Origin of the sequence: Microcoleus sp. B6-A1, assembly GCF_036705085.1 — a bacterium.
Taxonomy (GTDB): Bacteria; Cyanobacteriota; Cyanobacteriia; order Cyanobacteriales; family Microcoleaceae; genus Microcoleus.
In genome coordinates this window covers 13,713-36,412 of the sequence record NZ_JAUBTU010000014.1, presented here as the reverse complement: position 1 = coordinate 36,412, position 22,700 = coordinate 13,713, and the positions used below count along the sequence as shown (strand labels likewise).

The 22,700-nt window shown below is 45.4% G+C and carries 16 protein-coding genes; 6 read left to right on the top strand and 10 right to left on the bottom strand.

Features of this window, described 5'->3' with window-relative positions:
* Nucleotides 1–273 precede the first annotated feature (273 nt).
* Complete coding sequence (locus QUB11_RS07205) at nt 274–5,103, top strand: SNF2-related protein (RefSeq protein WP_333205324.1); 4,830 nt, start codon at nt 274–276, stop codon at nt 5,101–5,103.
* A 279-nt stretch (nt 5,104–5,382) separates the two neighbouring features.
* A complete protein-coding gene (locus tag QUB11_RS07200; RefSeq protein ID WP_333205323.1) occupies nt 5,383–6,210 on the top strand; it encodes an SWIM zinc finger family protein in 828 nt (275 codons plus the stop codon).
* A 275-nt stretch (nt 6,211–6,485) separates the two neighbouring features.
* On the opposite strand, the gene QUB11_RS07195 is transcribed toward QUB11_RS07200, so the two are convergent.
* Together QUB11_RS07195 and queG are read right to left on the bottom strand one after the other, a co-directional pair.
* Nucleotides 6,486–7,124, bottom strand: coding sequence for an HAD-IA family hydrolase (locus QUB11_RS07195; protein ID WP_333205322.1), 639 nt, complete (start codon nt 7,122–7,124; stop codon nt 6,486–6,488).
* A gap of 314 nt (nt 7,125–7,438) precedes the next feature.
* A complete protein-coding gene (gene queG, locus QUB11_RS07190; RefSeq protein WP_333205321.1) occupies nt 7,439–8,404 on the bottom strand; it encodes a tRNA epoxyqueuosine(34) reductase QueG in 966 nt (321 codons plus the stop codon).
* 209 nt (nt 8,405–8,613) lie between these two features.
* Between queG and QUB11_RS07185 the strand changes: the two genes are divergently transcribed.
* The gene (locus QUB11_RS07185; protein ID WP_333205320.1) at nt 8,614–9,576 is read left to right on the top strand and encodes an orange carotenoid protein N-terminal domain-containing protein; all 963 of its coding nucleotides are present in this window, start codon (nt 8,614–8,616) and stop codon (nt 9,574–9,576) included.
* 340 nt (nt 9,577–9,916) lie between these two features.
* Nucleotides 9,917–10,351, top strand: coding sequence for a nuclear transport factor 2 family protein (locus QUB11_RS07180; protein WP_333205319.1), 435 nt, complete (start codon nt 9,917–9,919; stop codon nt 10,349–10,351).
* A gap of 339 nt (nt 10,352–10,690) precedes the next feature.
* Here the strand turns inward: QUB11_RS07180 and QUB11_RS07175 are convergent, their stop codons facing one another.
* From QUB11_RS07175 to rsmH, 3 genes are all read right to left on the bottom strand, one after another.
* Nucleotides 10,691–11,113 (bottom strand): ATP-binding protein, encoded by a 423-nt coding sequence (locus QUB11_RS07175; protein ID WP_006633914.1) that lies wholly within the window; start codon nt 11,111–11,113, stop codon nt 10,691–10,693.
* Between the two features lie 492 nt (nt 11,114–11,605).
* Nucleotides 11,606–13,279 carry a SpoIIE family protein phosphatase gene (locus QUB11_RS07170; RefSeq protein WP_333205318.1) on the bottom strand — a complete coding sequence of 558 codons (1,674 nt, stop codon included), beginning with the start codon at nt 13,277–13,279 and terminating at the stop codon, nt 11,606–11,608.
* Between the two features lie 935 nt (nt 13,280–14,214).
* The gene (rsmH, locus tag QUB11_RS07165) at nt 14,215–15,117 is read right to left on the bottom strand and encodes a 16S rRNA (cytosine(1402)-N(4))-methyltransferase RsmH (protein WP_333205317.1); all 903 of its coding nucleotides are present in this window, start codon (nt 15,115–15,117) and stop codon (nt 14,215–14,217) included.
* A 57-nt stretch (nt 15,118–15,174) separates the two neighbouring features.
* Here rsmH and QUB11_RS07160 point away from each other — a divergent pair, with 57 nt between their 5' ends.
* Nucleotides 15,175–16,359, top strand: a complete 1,185-nt coding sequence (locus tag QUB11_RS07160) for an NAD(P)H-quinone oxidoreductase subunit H (RefSeq protein WP_333205316.1) — start codon at nt 15,175–15,177, stop codon at nt 16,357–16,359.
* A 243-nt stretch (nt 16,360–16,602) separates the two neighbouring features.
* Nucleotides 16,603–17,817, top strand: a complete 1,215-nt coding sequence (locus QUB11_RS07155; protein WP_333205315.1) for a class I SAM-dependent methyltransferase — start codon at nt 16,603–16,605, stop codon at nt 17,815–17,817.
* Between the two features lie 103 nt (nt 17,818–17,920).
* On the opposite strand, the gene QUB11_RS07150 is transcribed toward QUB11_RS07155, so the two are convergent.
* The 5 genes from QUB11_RS07150 to hisS form a co-directional block, all read right to left on the bottom strand.
* The gene (locus QUB11_RS07150) at nt 17,921–18,145 is read right to left on the bottom strand and encodes a DUF433 domain-containing protein (protein ID WP_190734536.1); all 225 of its coding nucleotides are present in this window, start codon (nt 18,143–18,145) and stop codon (nt 17,921–17,923) included.
* 117 nt (nt 18,146–18,262) lie between these two features.
* On the bottom strand, nt 18,263–18,910 hold the full coding sequence (locus QUB11_RS07145; RefSeq protein WP_333205314.1) for a hypothetical protein: 648 nt from the start codon (nt 18,908–18,910) through the stop codon (nt 18,263–18,265).
* A gap of 113 nt (nt 18,911–19,023) precedes the next feature.
* Nucleotides 19,024–20,124: a DNA cytosine methyltransferase gene (locus QUB11_RS07140; protein WP_333205313.1), complete on the bottom strand. Its 1,101-nt coding sequence runs from the start codon at nt 20,122–20,124 to the stop codon at nt 19,024–19,026.
* Nucleotides 20,125–20,220: 96 nt separating this feature from the next.
* Entirely contained in the window at nt 20,221–20,970 is a 750-nt protein-coding gene (locus QUB11_RS07135; RefSeq protein ID WP_333205312.1) for a Uma2 family endonuclease, read from the bottom strand.
* Nucleotides 20,971–21,285: 315 nt separating this feature from the next.
* A complete protein-coding gene (gene hisS / locus QUB11_RS07130; RefSeq protein ID WP_333205311.1) occupies nt 21,286–22,560 on the bottom strand; it encodes a histidine--tRNA ligase in 1,275 nt (424 codons plus the stop codon).
* Between the last annotated feature and the right edge of the window lie 140 nt (nt 22,561–22,700).

Genomic DNA, 22,700 nt, shown 5'->3' with positions numbered 1-22,700 from the left:
CTCCGGTCGATCGTCCGCTAAACGCCTTCCATAGATGGTACGATCAATTTTCGTTTGGGAATTGGGACGTTGAAGGAAGAAGGAAGAGGGATTTAGTTATCTAGGCCAGGGAATAAGCGGTAAGGTGTGCCCTAAGTACCTAAATATAAAGGTTCTACCTAATTCCTATCTGGCTCAAAATTTCCTCGGTTTGTTTTAAATAAAATTTTCACAAATCCCATATAAATGCTGTAGTCAACCTCGCACTTAAATACAAATATCAGGGTAAAAAAGATGGCAATTTTACACGGCAGTTGGCTCCTAGAAAATGAAAAAAGTTGCTTATTTATTTGGGGAGAAACTTGGCGGAAAGTTGGGGCAATTGAAACCCTAGAATCGGGGAGGAATTTACCGCATCCCTTAGCAATGACAGAATCTGAATTTAAGATTTTCCTAAATTCCTTGCAGCAGTCGGGAAAACTGGATTGGCAATTACCGGAAACCGCAGAAACTCCACCGGAAAAAAGCAAAAAAACTAGGCGATCGCCCAAAACTCAAAACGCAGAAATTCCCACCCAAGACTCCTCAATTCAAAGGGAAATTCGGGCGATCGCACTTCCCACCCAAATCTCAGAATCGAACACAACTCTGATGCCGCAGCACTCAGCAGCAGCACTTGAGGAACCGGCCAAAACCGAGGAAATTTACCTTTATCCCTGGCAACTCGAGGGTTTTTGTCTCAACCCTCAAGCAGCTTTTGTTTTCTTGCAATCACTACCGCTTAACAGCACGGAACCCGACTCTTTTGTCGGCTCAGATTTGCGTTTTTGGTCTCATGTTGCTAGGTGGAGTTTGGATTTGTTGGCAAGATGCAAGTTTTTGCCTGGATTGGAGAAACAGTCGGACGGTTCTGCTATTGCCAAATGGCAACCTCTGTTAGATAGTTCTACAGATACACTCCGCCTCGCCACTTTTGTCAAGCAAATGCCGACGGCTTGCAGAACATATCAGAAGAAGGAAGGCACGACACGGATTTTGACACGGATACACGGATTAAGGATCGATGAGCGTGAGTCAGAGGTTGAAGTCAGAGGGAAGAAGGCAGAAGAATCCAGTCAATTGCCTTTAGCGGTGGATTTGCCGATGGGGGCTGAGGAATTGGTGTTAGGCTTTTTGAGCAGTATTGTAGATAGTCAAGTGCGATCTGCTGGTAGCTCTACTTTAGACATCAAAGCAGTTTCTCCTGTGCGCGACTGGCTGCAAGCTTTGCAGCAGGAATCTGGGATTGTGCAAGTAGAAACAGCAGCATTGGAAAACTTGGCAACCAAGCTGAGTGCTTGGACTGCACCGCTGCAAAACCAATTATCTCAACAAAGTCAATTTCGCACTTGTTTTCAACTCATACCGCCGTCTCCTGGTAAAGCCAACTGGAATTTAAATTATTGCTTGCAAGCAGCAGATGAAAACGAATTTTTGGTAGACGCGACAACTGTTTGGAACAACTCTGTCGAGCGTTTGGCTTATGCGGGGCGGACAATAGAATTGCCTCAAGAAACTTTGCTTAGCGGCTTGGGTTTAGCCTCGAAACTTTATCCGTTAATTGAACCGAGTTTGCAAGCACAGCGGCCTCAATCTTGTCAATTAAATCCGCTGCAAGCATACGAGTTTATTAAGTCTGTAGCTTGGCGGTTTGCTGATAGCGGGTTGGGCGTAGTTTTGCCGCCGAGTTTGACAAAGACGGATGGTTGGGCGAGTCGTTTGGGTTTGAGCATTCAAGCGGAAACAACCCCCCCCAACCCCCCCTTAGTAAGGGGGGGCGCTGGAGAAACTAACCCCCCCTTAGTAAGGGGGGGGGCTGGAGAAACTAACCCCCCCTTAGTAAGGGGGGGCAAGGGGGGGTTGGGATTGCAAAGTCTGCTAAATTTTAAGTGGGAATTGACGATCGGCGGACAGCGCATTTCTAAGGCAGAATTTGACAGATTGATTGCGTTGAATTCACCTTTGGTGGAAATTAACGGCGAGTGGGTGGAGTTGCGCGCGCCGGATGTGAAAGCGGCTCAAACTTTTTTTGCCAGTCGCAAAGAGCAAATGACTCTTTCTTTGGAGGATGCTTTGCGTTTGGCGTCGGGCGATACTCAGATGATCGAGAAATTGCCTGTGGTGAATTTTGAGGCTACGGGTCAGCTTCAGGAATTGTTGAATACTTTGAGCGATAATCAAGCGGTAAGTGCGATCGCAACTCCGGCTAGTTTCCGAGGACAATTGCGGCCTTATCAAGCCCTAGGAGCAGGCTGGTTAGCATTCTTAGAACGCTGGGGTTTGGGCGCTTGTCTCGCGGACGATATGGGAACTGGTAAATGCGCGTTACCACAAACTTTGCTTTTTGTCAATGGCTTTTTACAAAAAGCTGAAAAAATATGGGAAACTTATGCCGGAAAAACAGAATTCGACGGTGAGGGCTTTTGGTCTGAACCTAACGAGCAATTACTGGTAAATTCCATAAATCAGGAAACAGGCAAAATTGTACAGGCGACTATTCGACGACTTTACCGCCAGCAAGTGCAAGAAAAGTTGCGAACCATCAAACTACAAGATGGTAGCAGCATCACAATTACCCGCCGCCACAAATTGTTAGGACGCGATGGCTGGACAAATGACCTCAAGGTTGGAGATTATGTTTGCGTTCCTGCTAAATTGTATTGGGAAGGAAAGCCGGAAGATCCCGATTTGGTCAAGTTTCTGGCTTGGCAAATAGCTGAGGGATATGAGCAGCGCGATCGGGCTGTACTCTCGATCGCACAAAAAGATGCGACAGTTCTTCAAGAGTTACGTGTCGCACTGCACCGGATCGGCGAAAAGTATGGAGTAAAAATCAATAATCCTGCTGTTCGTACTCGTGCTAAGCAGACAGCAGCAGACTTGGTTGTATGCAGTCGATCGTACCAATGCTTTCTTGAGGCTAAAGGCTACGAGTGGGGGAAACTGTCAGCCGAGAAAAGCTTCCCGCAATTTATCATGCAAGCCAATCTTGATAGCATTCGGATTTTTCTCAGAAACTACTTTGATGCTGAAGGTTCTGTCTTTCTTAACACGCGAAATATCGAAATTAGCACCGCTTCGCCTTTAATCATCCAACAACTTTCTACATTGCTGCGGCGCTTTGGAATTTGGCTGCGAATCGCCACTAAACAGAAATGCGCCACCAATGGCAGCGGGATTTTTCGCACCTATTATATCGGTACTTTCGGCGGTAACTCAGCGCGCATATTTTTCCAAGAAATTGGTTTTGGCTATCCCGAAAAACAGCGTAAATTAGAGCAGATCTGCGAATTGCCTTGCAACACCAATGTTGAGGGAATTCCTGCTTCTGATATCGTCGCTCGTGCAGTGGAAATTACAAAATTACCATTGCGCCATTTCGGAATGCACAATCCTGTTTATATTAACGGTTCCCAGCAGTTTTCCCGCATCAGCCTAGGAAAGGTGGTAGCAGGTATGGAAAATGTGCTTGGTGGTTCCGCAGAACAGGAGTACCGCCAGCTAAAGCCTTCTAAATGGACGAATCAGACCCTAGAGGCTTATGCAAATCTCAATGTAGCGCAGTTAGATAGTGTCCGAGAAAATTTGCAACTTATACTCGATCGCGAAGTATTTTATTGCAGAATAGAAGAAATTGAGGATTTTGAGTACAGTGGGTGGGTCTATGATTTTGAGGTGGGCAAACATCACAATTTTGTTGCCAATAATATTTTGTGCCACAATACTGTTCAGCTAATTGCTTTTCTCCTGCATTTACAAGAAAAAGATTCCTTGGAAGGACCGACATTGCTGGTTTGTCCGACATCGGTATTGGGCAACTGGGAACGCGAAGTCAAGAAGTTCGGCCCGACGCTGAAAGTATTGCTACACCACGGAGACCAACGCGCTAAAGGCAAAGCATTTGCTGCGGCGATTAAGGGAAAAGATTTAATCATTACCAGTTATGCCCTGGTGTTTCGGGATGCGAAGGAATTTCAAGGCATTAAATGGCAAGGATTGGTTTTAGATGAAGCGCAAAATATTAAAAATTCCGAGGCTAAGCAGTCGCAAGCAGTGCGGCAAATCGAGGCATCTTTTAGAATTGCGCTGACGGGAACTCCGGTGGAAAATAGACTGCAAGAATTGTGGTCAATTTTGGAGTTTCTCAATCCTGGCTATTTGGGACCGCGCAATTTCTTTCAGCGCCGATTTGCAATTCCGATCGAGAAATACGGCGATCGAGAATCTTTGCAGACTTTGCGATCACTCGTTCGGCCTTTCATCCTCCGCCGCCTGAAAACTGACAAAGAAATCATCCAAGATTTGCCCGAAAAACAGGAGATGACTGTATTTTGCGGGCTAGCAACTCAACAGGCGGTATTATATCAGAAAATAGTCGAAGAGTCAATAGCTGAATTAGACTCAGCCGAAGGCATTCAGCGCCGGGGAATGATTCTGGCTTTGCTGGTAAAACTCAAGCAACTTTGCAACCATCCGGCTCTTGTGAAAGCAGAAGGTAAGCCGAAAGAATTGGAGATTAAGAGTCAGGAATCGGGGAAATTGCAGCGGTTACTGGAAATGTTAGAAGAGGTGATCGCTGAGGGCGATCGGGCTTTAATTTTTACTCAATTTGCTGAATGGGGAAAACTCCTGAAACCCCATCTAGAACAGCATTTAGGACGAGAAGTTTTGTTCTTGTACGGAGGAATTCGGCAACAGCAGCGGGAAGAAATGATCGATCGCTTCCAGCACGATCCCCAAGGCCCGCCAATTATGATTTTATCTTTAAAAGCAGGCGGCACAGGCCTGAACTTAACGAGAGCAACGCACGTTTTCCACTATGACAGATGGTGGAATCCCGCAGTAGAAAATCAGGCAACTGACCGCGTATTTCGCATCGGTCAAACCCGCAATGTGCAAGTCCACAAATTTGTCTGCACAGGTACGTTAGAGGAGAAAATACACGATATGATCGAAAGTAAGAAAGCTCTAGCCGAACAAGTTGTCAGCGCTGGGGAAAACTGGCTCACCGAGCTAGATACAGACCAGCTTCGCAATTTACTAATTCTCGATCGCAATGCTATTATAGAAACCGAAGAAGAATAATATGATTAATTACCAATTCCCAACAGCACGACACGGATGTCACGGATACACGGATAGCTGTTTTTTCCTTTCTGACTCCAGCATCCAGGATACAAGCCCCCGGATGAATCCGGGGAGAAATAAAAAACCTGTATCCGATGAAACTTGCCCCCCGAATTTATCCGTGGGGTCAATGCTTCAGTCTAAAATCTAAAATCTAAAATCTAAAATCGATTGACTCCAGCATCCCAATTACCTGTTTGGCCAATGCCCGATGCCCAATTCCCAATTCCCAAATAAATGATTGACAGAGAATGGTGGACACAACAGTGGTTAGATTTAATCAATACCTACCGCTTCAAAAAGCGCTTAGAACGTGGCTGGCAATACGCCCGCGAAGGTAAAGTTCTCAGCATTAAATTTCCCAATCAAGAAGTAATTGCCATAGTTCAAGGAACTGATCCAAAACCCTATCAAGTTTCTTTAGGACTCGATACATTGAGCGATGAAGATTGGGATTATGTGATTGAAAATATGTCGCAAAGAGCAGTTTTTTCCGCTAAATTACTAGCAGGAGAAATGCCACACAATATTGAGGATGTATTTGCAGCAGCAGGCAAAACGCTATTTCCGTTAAGCTTATCTGATATTCGATCGCGCTGTAGCTGTCCTGACCCGAAAAACCCTTGCAAACACATCAGTGCAGTATACTACTTATTGGGCGATCGCTTCAGCGAAGACCCCTTTGTACTCTTTCAACTGCGGGGGAGAACCAAAGAGCAAATCTTGACAGCACTTCGTCAAAGACGAGGTACGCAAGGAGAGGAAAATTCCCAACTCAACTCCGGCGAAAATGCCCCCACTACGAATTCTAAATTGCCGAAGGTCGATCGCTTTTGGGAATACAATCAGCAGCTAGAATCATCTTTAGTAGTAATTGTACCCCCGCCCAGCAGCGAAACAGTATTAGATATCTTAGGCCCAATTCCCATCGCAACCGACGGAAAAGGAACCGCTAGCAAATCCTCGCCCGCATCTGACGCCCTCAAGCAGCATTTTAGCAAAATCTACCAAGCAGTTAGCCAGCAAGCAGTTTTAGCAGCACTGAAACGGGGCGAAGGAGATTAACATAATTTCATCGCACATAAGCTGTGTTGCATCTAGATTGCCTATGGTATTAGAGAGGGAGAGGGGGAGAAGAGGAGAGGGGGAGAGGATTTGACGATTTTTGATCGAGACTCGAAATATACAATTTAAATGCACAACAGCTTAGGATAATAGGACTATGGCTGATAACAAATCAGGCTTTAATATCCCTTTTATTCTTTAGTCCCTCTTTGGTGGAACGAGAGTTTGTCTAGAAGAGATTTCAACCGAGGAGTCTTACTTTTGGCAATTTCAGTTTATACTTCCCGCAAATTACTCATAATTTCTATCAATTCCTGGGGGCTTTGAATCAAAAAATCGGGATTGTGTGCAGCCAAAGCCTCCTGAGAATTAAAACCCCAAGCTACAGCCATTACCTTAATTCCTGTTTTTCTAGCAGCGTCTATATCTCTAATCTCATCTCCCACATAAACGACTTCTTTAGCATTTATACGTTCTCTTTTTAGCCAGCTATTAATAACTTTATGTTTGCCAAAAGTTGAGCCAGAGTAAATAAATGTGAAAGTGTCTTGCAAACCGTTTTTTTCCAGCGATTCCAAGACGTTTTCTCTGGAATTAGATGTGATTATTCCCAGTTGAAATCCCAGTGTTTTTAACTCCAGTACAACTTCTTTAATCCCCGGAAATAATTGAATATTGGGAATTTCGGTGCGTAACTCTGCTTTCAACATTCTAATCAACAGCGGGAATTTGAAGATAGAAATGCCCGAATACTGAAGGAGTTGCCAAGAAGTTAAATTGCTCAGTTGAGCGATTTGCTCTTTGGTCGCCGATTTAAAGCCTAATTCTACTGACAAACGGTTGCTGATGCTTAGAAGAATATCGATTGTATCTGCTAAAGTACCGTCAAAATCAAAAATAATTACTTTGGTCATTAGACAATAGCAAATAAGGAACGGGGAAGCATACAATTTTAGATTTTAGATTTTAGATTTTAGATTTTAAATGGGAATGATTTACTGCATAATGTATTGACTTTTAGCGATGCGTTTTAGATTTTAGATTTTAGATGGGAATGACTTACTGCATAATTTATTAACTCTTAGCGATGCGTTTTAGATTTTAGATTTTAGATGGGGAATGACTTACTGCATAATGTATTGGCTCTTGGCCATCCGTACACACCCTAGGGTTATTATCTATAGGGTAAGGTGCACCCTAAGCACCTTGAGCGCGAACATCTCAACTTTTAAGGGTGAATTTGATTGGCTTTCGCATTTCGCCGCAGCATTTCGGGTTTAATGCGCCGCAGCGCCGAAGCGGTAAATCTGCGGTTCCATTCCTCGTCGGAAATGTCGGCTAATTCTGCAAGTGTCGGTGCTATATTTTCAGGATAAGGCTCAAACTCTGCCACATCAGTTGGTTTAGCAAACCGCTGATTCCAAGGACAAACATCCTGACAAATGTCGCAACCTGCTACCCAGCCTTGTAAATTAGATGCAATTTCGTCGGGCAATTTTTCGGCTCGATTCTCGATCGTGTGATAAGCTATACATCGATCGGCATTCACCACAAAAGGCTCAGTAATTGCCCCCGTCGGACAGGCCTCAATGCAGCGAGTACAAGTACCGCAATGTTCCGTATGGGACTCATCCGGCGCTAACTCCAAATTAGTCAAGATTTCGCCCAAAAACACCCAAGAACCGTATTCGCGCGAAATTACATTACCATTTTTGGCAATCCAGCCAATCCCGGCACGCTGTGCCCACATTTTATCCTGAATCGGCCCGGTATCAGCATAATACCGCGCTTCAATTCCCTCGCCTTGCGATCGCACCCAATTTGCCAAAACCTTCAGTTTTTTGTGCAAAATTCTATGGTAATCCCGCCCCCAACCGTAGCGAGAAATTTTAGCATATTCGACCCCTGCCTCGACCCCCCCCTCAGAAGCGGGATTTGAGGGGCGTTCGTGAGGTGTGTAGTAGTTGATGGCGAGACATATTAATGACTGCACCTCTGGCATTATTAATCGAATATCCTCCCGTTTCGGGTTTGCCATCCATGCCATATCCGCCTGATAACCCTTGTCCAGCCAAGCTTGCAATCTTTGTTTTTCTAGATCGAAATCCTTGTCTGTTGAGGCGATCCCGACTTTGTGAAATCCCAACTCAAGGGCTTTTTGCTTAATGCGATCGCTATTAATTGATTTTTTCATCGGGTAAGGAACAATAGCACAAATTGCGCTATAAGTCTAGTATTTTTCAGAGTAATTTAGGGACATAATTGATAATACTTCCACAATCTTTATATTTATAAATTTGAACTCCAAAATGTAAAAAATGTCACATAATTTAATTTAGGGAGAATTCGATTCGCAAATTCAAGTACGCAAGTAAAACCGACAGCGAATCCCACAGGATACATATGGCAGTTAGTATTCAATCAGCTCAATCTATTTTTTCCAACACCGAGATTGCTAGCGTTGTTCCGGCTACCACGGAAGCGTTCTACAAACTCAGCGTTGAAGACCAACTAGCCTTGCTCTGGTATGCCTACACCGAAATGGGCGTTTCCATCACCGCAGCAGCTCCCGGAGTAGCCAGCATGGCGCTTGTTGAAGGCATCCTGAGCGAAATCAAGCAAATGTCGCCGGCTGCTCAAAGCAAAACCATGTTTGACCTAGCCAGCAACGCCGACACAACAATTGGCCGGATTTACACATCCTTGCGCGTCAACACCAAACTCGGTTTCTGGTACGAGTTGGGACAGTTGATGAAACAGGGCCTTGTCGCTCCGATCCCCGCGGGCTATCAAATGTCTCCCGAAGCCACCACAGTTCTCGAAGCCATCAAAAAACTCGATCCCGGCCAACAAATTACCGTACTTCGCAACACCGTAGTTCACATGGGCTACGACCCAGATTTCAGCCAAGAGTACGGCAAACGCTCAGCCCCCCGCAGCACTCCCACCGCTCCCGAAGAGCGGGTGAAAACCCAAATTGAGGGTATCAGCGAGCAGACAGTGCTCAGCTACATCGACTACATGAACGCCTTCGACTTCACCCCAGCCGTGGGTTTATTTGCTGAAGAAGGTGCCCTGCAACCACCTTTCCAAAAGCCGATCGTCGGTCGCGACGCTATCCTCAACTATATGCGGGAAGAGTGCATCGGACTGAAAATGATGCCCCAGCAAGGCGTATCAGAACCCGCAGAAGATGGCTACCGCCAAGTGAAAGTCACCGGCAAAGTCGAAACTCCTTGGTTCGGATCGAATGTGGGAATGAACATTGCGTGGCGGTTTATGCTCGATCCCCAAGGTCAAATTTTCTTTGTGGCGATCGACTTATTGGCATCTCCAAAGGAATTGCTCAATTTGATCCGCAAATAGAATATTCTGGTTGGCTCTGTTAAACAGGCTTGCCCAAAAACCCAGATGCCATTAGGTGTCTGGGTTTATATCATTTTAGATTTGAGATTTTAAATTTTAGATTCAAGAATTGAAGCATGGAAAATGACTGATTGTATCAGGGTTTACAGCTTGGCTACACTTGTATTTTTTGAAAGTAGGATTGATTTTGGTCGATCGCTCCTCAAGCTGCGATCGACGCTCTCCGGTTCCTCCTTTTTTCGGAGAATTATTTTCCTAGCCCTACTTATATCTTTTGAGGGATTTGCTGCGACAAAGAGAATGATTACAGTATACTCATTCATCTAAAATCACTTCTTTTATGACCGCAACAACTCGACCTATTTTAACTACCTCTATAAAGATTGCAGGCATCACAAACCCAACGGTACTGCGATATCTTGAAACTTTAAACGCGGGCGATTTTGACGCGACGGCTAATTTATTTGCCGATGACGGGGTTCTGCACGCGCCGTTTGAAGAGCCCATTATCGGCAACATCTCGATCGCCACTTATCTCAAAAAAGAAGCGCGAGGAATGCAGCTAGAACCCCAGAAAGGTGTCAGCCAAATTTTAGAAGATGGCAATGTAGAAGTTCAGGTCAGCGGCCGGGTGCAAACTTCCGCATTTGCTGTTAATGTCGGATGGTTGTTCTTGCTCAATTCTGATCAAAAACTCCTTTCGGTCACGGTAAAACTGTTAGCTTCTCCCCAAGAATTGCTAAGTATGCGGTCACAGAAAAAATTTGATGTTTGATAAGCTGTTTCAGATTTAAATTGCCTATTTTTGTTTGACCTCTCGATCGCACGTAATAGCTAAAATCGTGCGATCGACAGGTTGAGTGGATTTTTATAGCAAGAATGAGGCAGAAACCGGGTTTTTGAACCAAATCTCTGGTGAAGCGTCGCTAAGGGTCCAAAAACCCGGTTTCTGGGCCATTTGTGCGATCGGGACTTTACCCCTACAATCTTACAGTCTCGCGTTTGGCTGACGCTACTGCACGAAAAAGTGGCTGTCACCGCAGTGTGCGACAGACAGCCAAAGCGAGTCAAAAAGTGCCTTGCCAATCATTAATGACTAATGACTAATGACTAATTAAGATTTTTCCGGCAAACTCGCTTCCAACTTGAGACAGTTGCGACCGTCTATTTGCAAAGTGTAGTCCACCCGATCCATAAGTCTGCTCATAATCAGCCAGCCGTAGCCGCTTTCCTGTTTAGCTTCCGGCCTCGGGGGATTGTAAGTATCCATTTCGTAACCTTTACCGTAATCCCAAATTTCTAAACCAATATCCCTATTTTTTAAATTCAAGCGAATTAACACGGGCAAATTGGGTTGATCTTTGTGAGCATGGCGGATCACGTTAGAATAGGCTTCTGCTAACACCAAGCGCAAACGATTCGACTGACGCGGCCAATCGACGTGCTCTCCTAGCTCTACTTCCAAACTGCTCAGCAACCAATTTTCAACAATTGTTAAAAACCGCAAGTCGCTTGGCACATGAAGCTCAGTATTCATAAAAAAATCCCGTAAGTTTGAAAACCCTGTGTCTTCCAGGTATGAAATACGACGCGCCGAATGGATTCGGCCTCAATACTTGTCACTAATCGGGGGATACTAGCCTTTTCTGGTTAAAAATCAGGCATTCGTCATTCGGTAGAAGGCAGAAGTTAAGAGTATAGTTGAAAACTTTTGTTATGAGCTTAAAGCCCCTTAACAATTGATAATCATACCGAGACTGCAAGCAGTGAGGCATAAAAAATCTGTGTTTCAATCCTTGGCTTTTAAGCGTTGGTTTTTTCTGACGAATGCCTTCTACCTTAACCCTTTACAGGTATTTAATCCCCCAGGAAAGCGATTCAGGAAACTAGCTGCGCCATCGCCGGCTAGGTTTTTTACTGTTGACGATAACGCCGTCCTTTGCAGGACTAATCTATGGGCCGCCAACCAGCAGGGCTTAATTTTCTTCGCCTCTGACCCCCGACTATGCGTCGGGAGTCGCTGACAGATTCAAAGAACCTCCAGAGAGAGTATGGTTTGGTCGTCTTCCTGAACGGGATTGTCGGCTCGGATGTAAGCCAACAAATTGTCCAAGTTGAAAGAACCAGGTTCCTGAATCAAGAGTTGCCAAAGCCCTTCTTGTTGTAGCATAGAACGGGTTGGTACACCCCCTGCGACCGCTTCAGTCGTCACGCTAGCTTCAGTAATTCCGTCACTCGTCAGCAGAAATACATCTCCTGACTTTAATTCGATCGCACCCGCTTTGCCCCTCCAAACTGGTAGTATCCCCAAGGGAATGCCACGAGCTTTCAGGAAATTCGGCTCGGCTGGGGTTTTACCGCTAGCGGCTTGAGCTTTCACCTCCGAGTGAGACCAAACAATCGGGTAAATGTGACCAGCATTAGCAAATGCCAGGTGTCCGGTTGACGGAGTGTAACGAGCTACAACCATTGTAATAAAATGGTTGTTGCCGATCAGGTCGTCAGACATACTGCTATTCATATTGTGCATAACTCGATCGGGCTCTGGAGAAACTTCTTGGGAAAGTTCCCGCCGCATCACCGAAATCGCGCTGGCCATAAATAGAGCAGCCGGAACTCCCTTACCCGAAACATCTCCCACCGCTATCCAAATATCCCCTTGGGAGTGGACGTAGACTTCAAAAAAGTCGCCCCCAACTTCCCGCGCGGGATAGCAGCAAGCTTGCACCCTGACAGTTTCAAAATCCGGCCAACTTTGGCGCAACAAGTTTGTTTGGATTTGGCGAGCCACTTCCAACTCGTTTTGCATCTGCTTGGCTAAATCCAGAGTGCGCTGGTATAGCTTAGCTTGAGACAGGGCGAGAGCAGCTTGAGCTGCTACACCTTCTATTAACTCTATCTCTTCTGCCGACCAAGGGTTAGTGCCGCCAATCTGGCACAAAGCCAGTACCGCCAGCAATTCTTGCTGGTAAGTCAGGGGCACGGCAATCTCAACCGAGTTACCGTCGCCCTCACTGTTTGAGTTCACTTGAGTTTGGCGGGTGGCTACAGCTTGAACCAGCAAATTTTCATCAAAAGAAAAGCTACTGGCTTCAGAGGTTTGGGCTTGGTAGGGGAAGGTACTCGGCAATAGTCGATCGGTCTCTACCGGCCGCAGCATACAATAGTTGGCCTCAAAAGTTTGACCTACGGTTTGAACAATAGTTTGTACCATACTAGAGTAATCTAGCGACCCGCGAATCACGCTCATTACCTCATTGAACAGAGATTCCTTGCGTAAAGCGCGGCGCAATGCAACGCTGCGCTGCTTGTAGTATTTGTAAGTTTCTGAGGCTTGATTGATCACCAATTTGAGTTCTTCTGGATTCCACGGTTTGGTGATGTATTTGAAAACTTGACCTGAGTTGATGGCCTCAACCAAATCTTCAACATCGGTGTATCCCGTTAGCAGAATCCGAATCGTATCGGGAAATCGCTCGACTGTTTTCCCCAAAAACTCGGTGCCATTCATTTCTGGCATCCGCTGGTCAGATATAATCACCGCCATCTCGCCCTGTTCGTCTAGAACGGACAGGGCGCTGAGGGCGCTATCTGCTTTGTAAACCTGAAAGTCGCGTCGAAACGTCCGGTACAATAAATCCAAGTTGTCGGGTTCGTCATCGACTACCATCAGTTTCAGCTTGCTTCCATCTCCCCGACTCATCTTTCTTCCCCCTTGAAAACCCCCACCATAGCTGTTATCAGCAAGGTGGCGGGAGGAAAAGGGGGGCTGGATATATGCAACATATCAGTTACGTCAAGTTGAGTTAAAGAAACCCGTTTTACCTCAAGGTGAGCATTCCTTTCGCACCATCTGTTCGCACAGATGAGAGGCTTTCGATACTGTAACCCGCCTCGGTAGGCCGCTTCAATAGGGAAAATTCCCCAGTCAGCTTTCACAAAAAATACTCGGTAAGTGGGAAGCTCCGAGACTTTAGTCCTGAGAGGAAAACGACCCGGCGATTTCAATCGCCTTGAATCCCCTCGCGGGGCAGAGGGGTATGGTTGCCCCAAGGCGTGAGGATATGGTTGTCCTCAATCTCCCATTTCTGGGGTAAAGTTAGCTTCGCCAATGTTATAGAGGCTTGTTAGGCTGGCAGCACTGTCTCAGTGACTTTAAGACTGTTTAACTACTAGCGACAGGGCAGGGGACTAGCTTCGCATCCCAGGGTGTCATGACCTAAATAACGTAGCCTGTTAAGGCTTAGGCTGGTCAGTACAGCTTGTTTGATTTCTCTTACAAGCTCAGTGGCTTTAGCCCTGAGTTACTGACGCTGTGATACGAGCAATGACCTTGTTAGCAGTCGGTACTTTTCTAAACACACCTGCATTCAAAACGGCTAATTAATGCTCTGATTGCAGAGTTCTTAACTAGCTGGGCACTGTCCTCGGTGTGAATTTTAACACTTACTACTAACGCAGGTATTGCTACCTAAGTCTGGTCAACACCGGCTGTATTTCAAGCCCCACTGTACCCGGAGGGTTAGTGGTGGGTTGTTGGCGCTATTCCCTACATCTTTGCCGAATCGTACTTGATTGCTGCATACAAGTCTCCCTAATCTCTGAACTTTTTGCAGCAAGCATATTACTACTGCCGAATCAAGCTAATCTTTCTGCCAGTCTGAGCTTAGCAGAACGAGAGCGGGGATTTCTAGCGACTTCTTCGGATTGCGGCACGATCGGCTTTTTTGTCAGTACCTGCAAACTGGGTGTTCCTCTGAGTTGGTGCTTGACAGGTCGGTCTTCCAGGCTGTGAAATGTAATGATACCGATTCTCCCACCGGGTTTTAACCACCTTGGGGCAAGGTTTAGGAAAGTTTCTAAAGACGCTAGTTCGGAGTTGACGGCTATCCTTAAAGCTTGGAAAGTACGGGTGGCCGGATGGATTCTGCCGTTGCGCTGCTTGGGGGGGAAGCTGGAGGCGATCGCCCCTGCAAGTTCTGTTGTAGTTTGAAAAGGACGGCTTTGCACAATCCGCCTCGCGATGCGCCGCGACAGTCGCTCCTCGCCGTACTTGTAAATAATATCTGCTAGTTTAACTTCTTCCCAGTGGTTGATAATCTCTTCTGCCGTCAAAGATTGCTGCTGGTTCATACGCATATCTAGTTGAGCTGGGTGGCGAAAACTAAATCCCCGTTCCGGTGTATCGAACTGAGCAGAGCTGACGCCCAAGTCTGCTATGATACCATCAAATTCGGCCTCTGGGGACTGATATTCAGCAAAGTTGCCGTGCCAAAACTCAACGGGCGAGTTGGCAAATCGGGCTTGGCAAAAACTGATGGCTTGTTCGTCGCGGTCGATCGCCACCACTGTAACATCAGCCGCCGCCGCTAAAATCAAACTCGTGTGTCCGCCGCCCCCAAGCGTCGCGTCCAAATAGCGACCGCCTGGACGCACAGCCAAACCCGCAATTAACTCGCTTCCCAAAACTGGAACGTGATAGGTGTCAATACTGACATCTGATCCAAGGGTCTCCTTCTCAGAGAGCTCGATATCCTTCATAATCATAAAAGCCAAACAAAAATCAACAATAGCTAGTAATCATTAATTCATTTAATTATGTCAAGAATTGAGACTAGAACCGAACCGATGGTGCTCAACATGGGGCCGCACCACCCATCCATGCACGGGGTACTCCGGCTAATTGTCACCCTAGACGGGGAAGATGTGGTGGACTGCGAGCCTGTTTTGGGCTATCTGCACCGGGGGATGGAAAAAATCGCCGAAAACCGCACCAACGTGATGTACGTGCCCTACGTGAGCCGCTGGGACTACGCTGCGGGGATGTTTAACGAAGCGGTGACAGTGAATGCACCGGAAAAGTTGGCAAATATTGCTGTCCCCAGACGGGCTAGTTATATTCGGGTAATTATGCTGGAGTTGAACCGGATTGCTAACCACTTGATGTGGGTAGGGCCGTTTTTGGCGGACGTGGGCGCGCAAACTCCTTTTTTCTATACTATGCGCGATCGCGAACCAATTCTCGACTTGTGGGAAGCAGCCACAGGTTATCGCATGGTGAATAATAACTATTTCCGCATTGGCGGAGTCGCCGCAGATTTGCCCTACGGTTGGGTAGATAAATGCCAAGATTTCTGCGATTATTTCGTTCCCAAAATTGACGAGTACGAACGTTTAATTACCAACAATCCAATCTTCCGCCGCCGGATTGAAGGCCTGGGTACTATTTCTCGCAACGAAGCGATTAACTGGGGACTATCCGGCCCTATGTTGCGCGGTTCCGGCGTAAATTGGGATTTGCGAAAAGTTGACCATTACGAATGTTATGACGACTTCGACTGGGAAGTTTGTACCGAAGCTGCTGGCGATTGTTTAGCCCGGTATTTAGTACGGATTCGGGAGATGCGCGAGTCTGTTAAGATTCTCTATCAAGCCTTGAAAGGACTCCCAGGCGGCCCTTACGAGAATTTGGAAGCGAAGCGCTTAGAAAGCGGGCCCAAATCTGAATGGAATGGTTTTGACTATCAGTTTATTGGCAAAAAAGTTGCCCCGACTTTTAAGATTCCCAAGGGCGAACATTATGTCCGCGTTGAAAGCGGCAAGGGTGAGTTGGGGATTTATATTATCGGGGATGATAGTGTGTTTCCTTGGCGCTGGAAGATTCGGGCTGCGGATTTTAATAATTTGCAGATTTTGCCTCACATTGTGCGCGGCGTGAAGATTGCGGATTTGGTGGCAATTTTGGGGAGTATCGACATTATTATGGGATCGGTTGATAGGTAGGTTTTGTCGGTTTTTATCTAAGAAATTAACCCGGTTTTTTTTATGGAACCGGGTTGATTTTTTTGAACCGCAGATAAACGCGGATAAACGCCGATGGAGATCGATTAATATTGCTATTAACGTCGCTAAAATGTACCTTATTTCTCTCTTCTCTCTTCCTCTGTGCCCTCTGCGCCCTCTGCGGTTAATAAAAAAAATCTCTCATTGACAAATGAAATAACATCAACTTTGATTCGATAAATTATGAAAGTTCATCAACCAGATATCAATGACAGCAACCTGGAACTCTGCAATTTAATCGGCGAAAGAATTGCCGCCAGTCCCCAGCAGCGTATTACTTTTGCTGAATATATGGATTTGGCATTATATCATCCGCAGCACGGTTATTATAATAGCGATCGACAGTCGATCGGCAAACAAGGCGATTTTATCACGTCGTCTCATTGGGGTGCTGATTTTGCGGAGGTTTTGGCAGAGCAGTTTGTGGAAATGTGGGAAATTCTAGGCAAACCTCAAAACTTCGCGATCGTAGAAATGGGCGCTGGGCGGGGAAATTTTGCCGAAAATGTGCTGCAATATCTGCAACTCCAACATCCCGATTTATTTCATATTTTAGAATACATTATTATTGAAGTTTCCCCTGGACTCCAAGCGGAACAGCGGCAAACTTTAGCCGATATTAAGTGTGTTAAGTGGTGTAATTGGGATGAGATAGTTAATAATTCAATAGTCGGTTGTTTTTTTTCTAACGAGTTAGTGGATGCTTTGCCAGTGCATCAATTCATTCTGGAAGAAGGGCAAGTTAGGGAGATTTACGTTGCCGCAGAAACCCCCAAAAATATACAAGAAGAGATAAAATTTGTTGAAGTAATTGGCAAAGTTTCCACCCATAAAATTGCCGAATATTTGGATTTGGTGGGCATCGATTTGTCGGCGAGTGCTTATGGGGATGGTTATCGCAGTGAGGTAAATTTGGCGACTTTGGACTGGATGAGTACAGTTGCTCAAAAGTTGCAGCGGGGATATTTGTTAACTATTGATTACGGCTATCCGGCGCACCGCTATTACAATCCGAGGCGCAGGGAGGGGACGCTACAGTGTTATTATCGCCACCGATATCACAGCAATCCTTATATTAATGTGGGGCGGCAGGATTTGACGGCTCATGTTAATTTTACGGCGCTGGAAAAACAGGGTGAATTGTGCGGTTTGGATGTGGTAGGGTTTACTCAACAGGCTTTGTTTTTGATGGCGTTGGGTTTGGGCGATCGTATTGCTTCTCTATCAACAAATGATGCGGAAGTATTAGATTTGGCAACATTTTTGCGCCGCCGGGAGGCTTTGCATCAGTTAATCGATCCGATGGGTTTGGGGGGTTTTGGGGTTTTGGTGCAGTGTAAGGGGTTGAGGGAGGAGGAAAAGGGGAGAATATTGAAGGGTTTGATGGTGCCTGATTGATTATTCCCGATTGATTATTAACTAATTTAATAGTTGAGATTTTTTGAACCGCAGATCAACGCTGATGTAATTTTGATTGATTCTGCATCTACCCAAATTATTGTCATGCAACCAATACCGGATGATTGAGTTTGCGCGAAGCATACAAAAGAGATGCTCTCAGATCGTCTGCTTCAAGATCGGGCATTTCTTCTAGTATTTGTTCCGCACTCAAACCAGCCACAAATAAGTCCAGTACGTCTGATACCCGAATTCTCATGCCACGAATGCAAGGGCGACCGCCGCACTGTCTAGGATTAACCGTGATTCTTGCGAATAGATCTGACATTAAAGTTAGCTCCTACAACGCTTAGTTATAGTATGAATGAGTGCGACCGTAATTGTCAATAACTGGATTCCCTGGATTATTAACTAATTAAGCTGTACCAATTACTTTTGTCATCACTTAAGCGCACTGACTCAGTGGCGGAAATTCCCATTTTCCCGAATATAAAGTAGATGGCAGCTTTAAACAATAGGCCGCAGGAACCACCTCAATTAACCACCAATTAAACATATCTCGTCTGGCTTCAGTACAACCAGAAATAGCATCGCCGGTAATGGCATCATACAGAATATCTAAGATGGCATTATAGGCTGTTTTTGTATTGAGTGTTTGCAGCAAGCCATAGAAGATATTATAAGCTTCGTCAGTAGCTTGATATTTTCCAATTTTGTTGATATTAGGAAACAACGTATCTGCCCAAGTTTCTGGGATTTCACAACTATCCTTCAGCCAACAAGATACAATTCCTTCAACGATATCAGCCTTGTGTTCTTCAGGAAAGTAATGTTTAATGGTCGGTTTAGCTGCTAATGCTATTCCATAAGCCATATAGACATATCGCTGATGGGATATTTGATTATTAGGCATCCCAAAGGATGTCATTACTTCTACAAAGGCTTCTTCTACATCGCTGTTTCCGCCTCTTTCGTATAAATCGTCATATTTTCTGTCCCAAACCGTCTGAAGTGTTTGCTGTAATTGCTCTGGAATAGTTGAGTTGCTGGGCAATTTAAAATCGGTGTAGTAGCCTATGTCAAACTTGATCATTGACTTTCCCTCCTGATGTATTTTATTTAATCGTAAACCCAGAGCCAGCTAATGTTAAGCTTCCGATCTACCGCCACATTTCAAATTAACGGAAAACTCTGCTCGTACTCCTCTTATTCAGCCCATTTTAATCGTTGTTGAATTGACATCCCCTGCAACTTTTTACTCATTTCATATAAATCCACTTGCGGATAATCCCCCTTAAATAGCGGAATCAAAGACTCAACAACAGCCGCGATTCCCTGCGGTGGCACTGCATTGCCAATCTGCCGCCGCACTTCAGTTGTAGAACCTTCAAAAACAAAATGATCGGGAAATGTTTGTAATCTTGCTCTTTCACGATTTGTCAAAGAACGCGGTTCTAAATAATGATAACCCCAAGTTCCGCCACCGCCACCAGCAATGATTGTAGATGATGGTTTATCTGGATGAATTCGCCGATAAACGTGACTGATCATGCCTTTGACATAGTATGGACTATCCTGGGGAATATCAGAGAAATTGCCTCCCGGTTTAATTCGATTTAAAATTTCAATGGTGCGGGCTTTAATTTTATGATGTTGGTTATTGTCAAGAACTACTTCCACATTTTTGAGTGCTTCGCCCGCAGTTCGATAAGGATTTTTGCGATTTTGACCGTATTCTGGCTGAGGATGCACAAAGTTAAATCCTGTATCCATCCGAATGCCAACTAATAACACTCTTTGCCGAAATTGCGGAACTCCGTAATCAGCAAAGTTGTAGAGTTTAGGTTTAACTAAGTAGCCCGGTGCGATACTTTCAAAGTCAGAAATTATTTGTTTTATTGCTTGATAATTATTCGCACTTAATAAGCCTTTGACATTTTCTGCTACAAAAGCTTTGGGCTTTTTTCTATTGACAAAATCGAGAAAGTATGTATATAAATTGCCTCTGGTTCCTTCAAGTCCGGGCCGCTTCCAAATTAGGGAGAAATCTTGACAGGGGAATCCTCCTATACATATTTCAGCTTCGGGAACTTGTGCAATGTCTATATTTTCTATGCTGTCGTTGATGATGACATCAGCAATGTTTCTGCTGAATGTTTTGCAGGCGTATTTATTGGAGTCGATCGCCCAAACTACCTCAAATCCGGCTTTGTGGAATGGCAAATCCATGCCGCCGCAACCAGAAAATAAGGATATGAGTCGCGGTTTTTTTGTCCAGGCGATCGGCTGGAGACGTTCGATTAACATAGGAGTGTAAAGTTAGCCAAGGGCGGGCTGGATGCCGGCACCACAAGAGTGTCATCATACCAAAACACGATCGAACTCGACTCATCAATTGATATTTCACTCTTCGTCATCTAATTCGATTCCCGCTTGACGCAATTTTTCGGCCAATTTTTCAGCGCGGAGTCGTTCGCGATCGGCTCGTTCTTCCGACCACAACAATAACCCGCCTTCAGCATTCCACCACCTCAACCAACAGCCTGTCCTTCCTTCGTGGGTTCCTTCCCACATACCTAAAAATAGGTCTAATCCCGGTATCCAATAACGTCCGTTTTCATCAGGTTTTTGCAAGTTGTAGTGTTCTGATTCTAAAGCGTAAACTTCTAAATGAGCTGTTTTGGCTCGGAATATGACGTATCGGGGGACTTTGATTACTTGCTCGTAAAAATACCACTTTCCCACCCGCGAGGTAAATTCAACGGAGTATTCTTCTCCATAGGTTTCTGAAAGAAATTCCATCACGATTTGGGGGATGGTTCCTTCTGTGTGTGGCGTGTAACTGCGGCGGACTTGCGAGACATTTTTTGGATTGACGGGTTTCACGTACATCCAATCTGGTGCTTTGCAGATAATGCGCTGTTCGTCGCTGCTTGAACCTGGGAAACTTATTCCTGCACACAAGGCAAAGTTGGAAACAATTAAGGCATCCTGCATTAATTCTGGAAATGCTGTTAGCGGCTGGCGCAAAGCGGCAGCTAATAATGGTTGGCTTTCGTCTTCCACGGGGTCGTCTGGTAGTTGAAAATCTTCTGGTAGTAGCGGCCAGGTGATTGTGAGTTTTGTTTCAGGATTTTTAGTTGCTACAGACATAGTTTATCAGAGGTTAAATGTTTTAATGCTTAAATTATATCTTTTGGTTTTTGGGATTACTGTTAATGGCTTAATGACGAGGCAGAGGCTGTGGATATGCGTTACCGGGCAGAGCCTGGTAACGAGGAAACCGACCGTTTCTTTTGTTTGTATCGAAGTCTAGATCCCCCCTAGCCCCCCTTAATAAGGGGGGGACAAGAAGTGCCGTCAAAGCCCTTGTCAATCAGGGGGAACAAGAGTGCTGTCAAAGTCAACCCCTACTCCCCTTCTTAAGGGGGATTTAGGGGGATCTAGACTGGGCTAAAAGCGAGAGTTCTAAGGGTTGTTAATTTTCTGCTGTAGCTCGTTTGTCATTGCTAGTAGTTCCGATTGGGCGATCGCACTTTGTTCACCACTCGCCAACCACTTCAATTGTACCGTCTCGTTTTCAGCTTCCGCATCTCCCAAAACTAAACACGCAACTGCACCGCTTCTGTCGGCTCTTTTAAACTGTTTCCCGAAAGCACTACCGCTCAAATCTATCTCTACACTAAACCCCGCACTCCGCAATTTTTGTGCTAACAATACCGATTGCTGTTCTGCTTTTTTGCCCCTGGATACCAAATAAAAATCCAACTTCGGCGCGGGCAAAGGTTGCAACTTTTGCAGCAGGATAATTAACCTTTCGATACCCATTGCCCAACCGACTGCTGCCGTATCTGGGCCGCCCAATTCCTTTACTAAACCGTCGTACCTGCCGCCTCCGCAAACTGTGGCTTGCGCTCCCAAATCGTCGGAGATAATTTCAAATGCGGTGTAGGTATAGTAATCTAAACCGCGCACTAATCTCGGATTTAACTGATAGCTAATTCCTAAATTTGTGAGCATAAGCTGCACTTGCTCGAAGTGATCTCGCGATTCCTCTCCCAAATATTCTAAAATGCTCGGCGCACCAGCTACAATTTCTTGAGTGCGCTGATTTTTGCTGTCCAAAATCCGCAGCGGATTGCGATTCAAGCGGTCTTGAGAATCGGCGTCTAATTCGTCTTTGTGCGGTGTAAAATAATCTATTAATGCTTGTCGATAATTTTGTCTGTCTTCCTTATTTCCGACAGAATTAATATCGAGGCGCAAATTTTTTAAACCGAGTGTTTGCAGGATATCACAGGCGATCGCAATTACCTCGACATCCGCACGAGGATTCGCACTCCCCAAGACTTCCACGCCAATTTGATTAAACTGCCGCTGTCTTCCCTCTTGCGCGCGTTCGTAGCGAAACATCGGCCCAGCATACCACAGACGCTGCACGTCACCCGCCGCGTACAAACTGTTTTGAATAAAAGCTCGGACTACTCCGGCGGTGCCTTCTGGACGCAAAGTTGTCGATCGATCGCCCTTATCCTTAAAAGTGTACATTTCTTTGCCCACGACATCGGTAGCTTCTCCGATGCCGCGTTCAAATAAAGATGTCTGTTCAAAAATTGGCGTCCGAATTTCTTGATAAGCCGCTTTTTTCAAAATTGTTCTAGCGACTTCTTCTATATTTTGCCAATATTGAATTTCAGCGGGCAAAATATCCCGCGTTCCCGGTAAAGTTTTAATTGCACTCATTTTGTTAGTCAGTAGTCAGTAGTCATTAGTCATTAGTCCGTAGTCATTAGTTAGCGGTTATTTTTTGGTTTTTGGTTTTTGGTTTTTATTTGCAGGTTTTTTGTTCGTTGTAGGCGCTCGTAATTAATGCCCAATGCCCA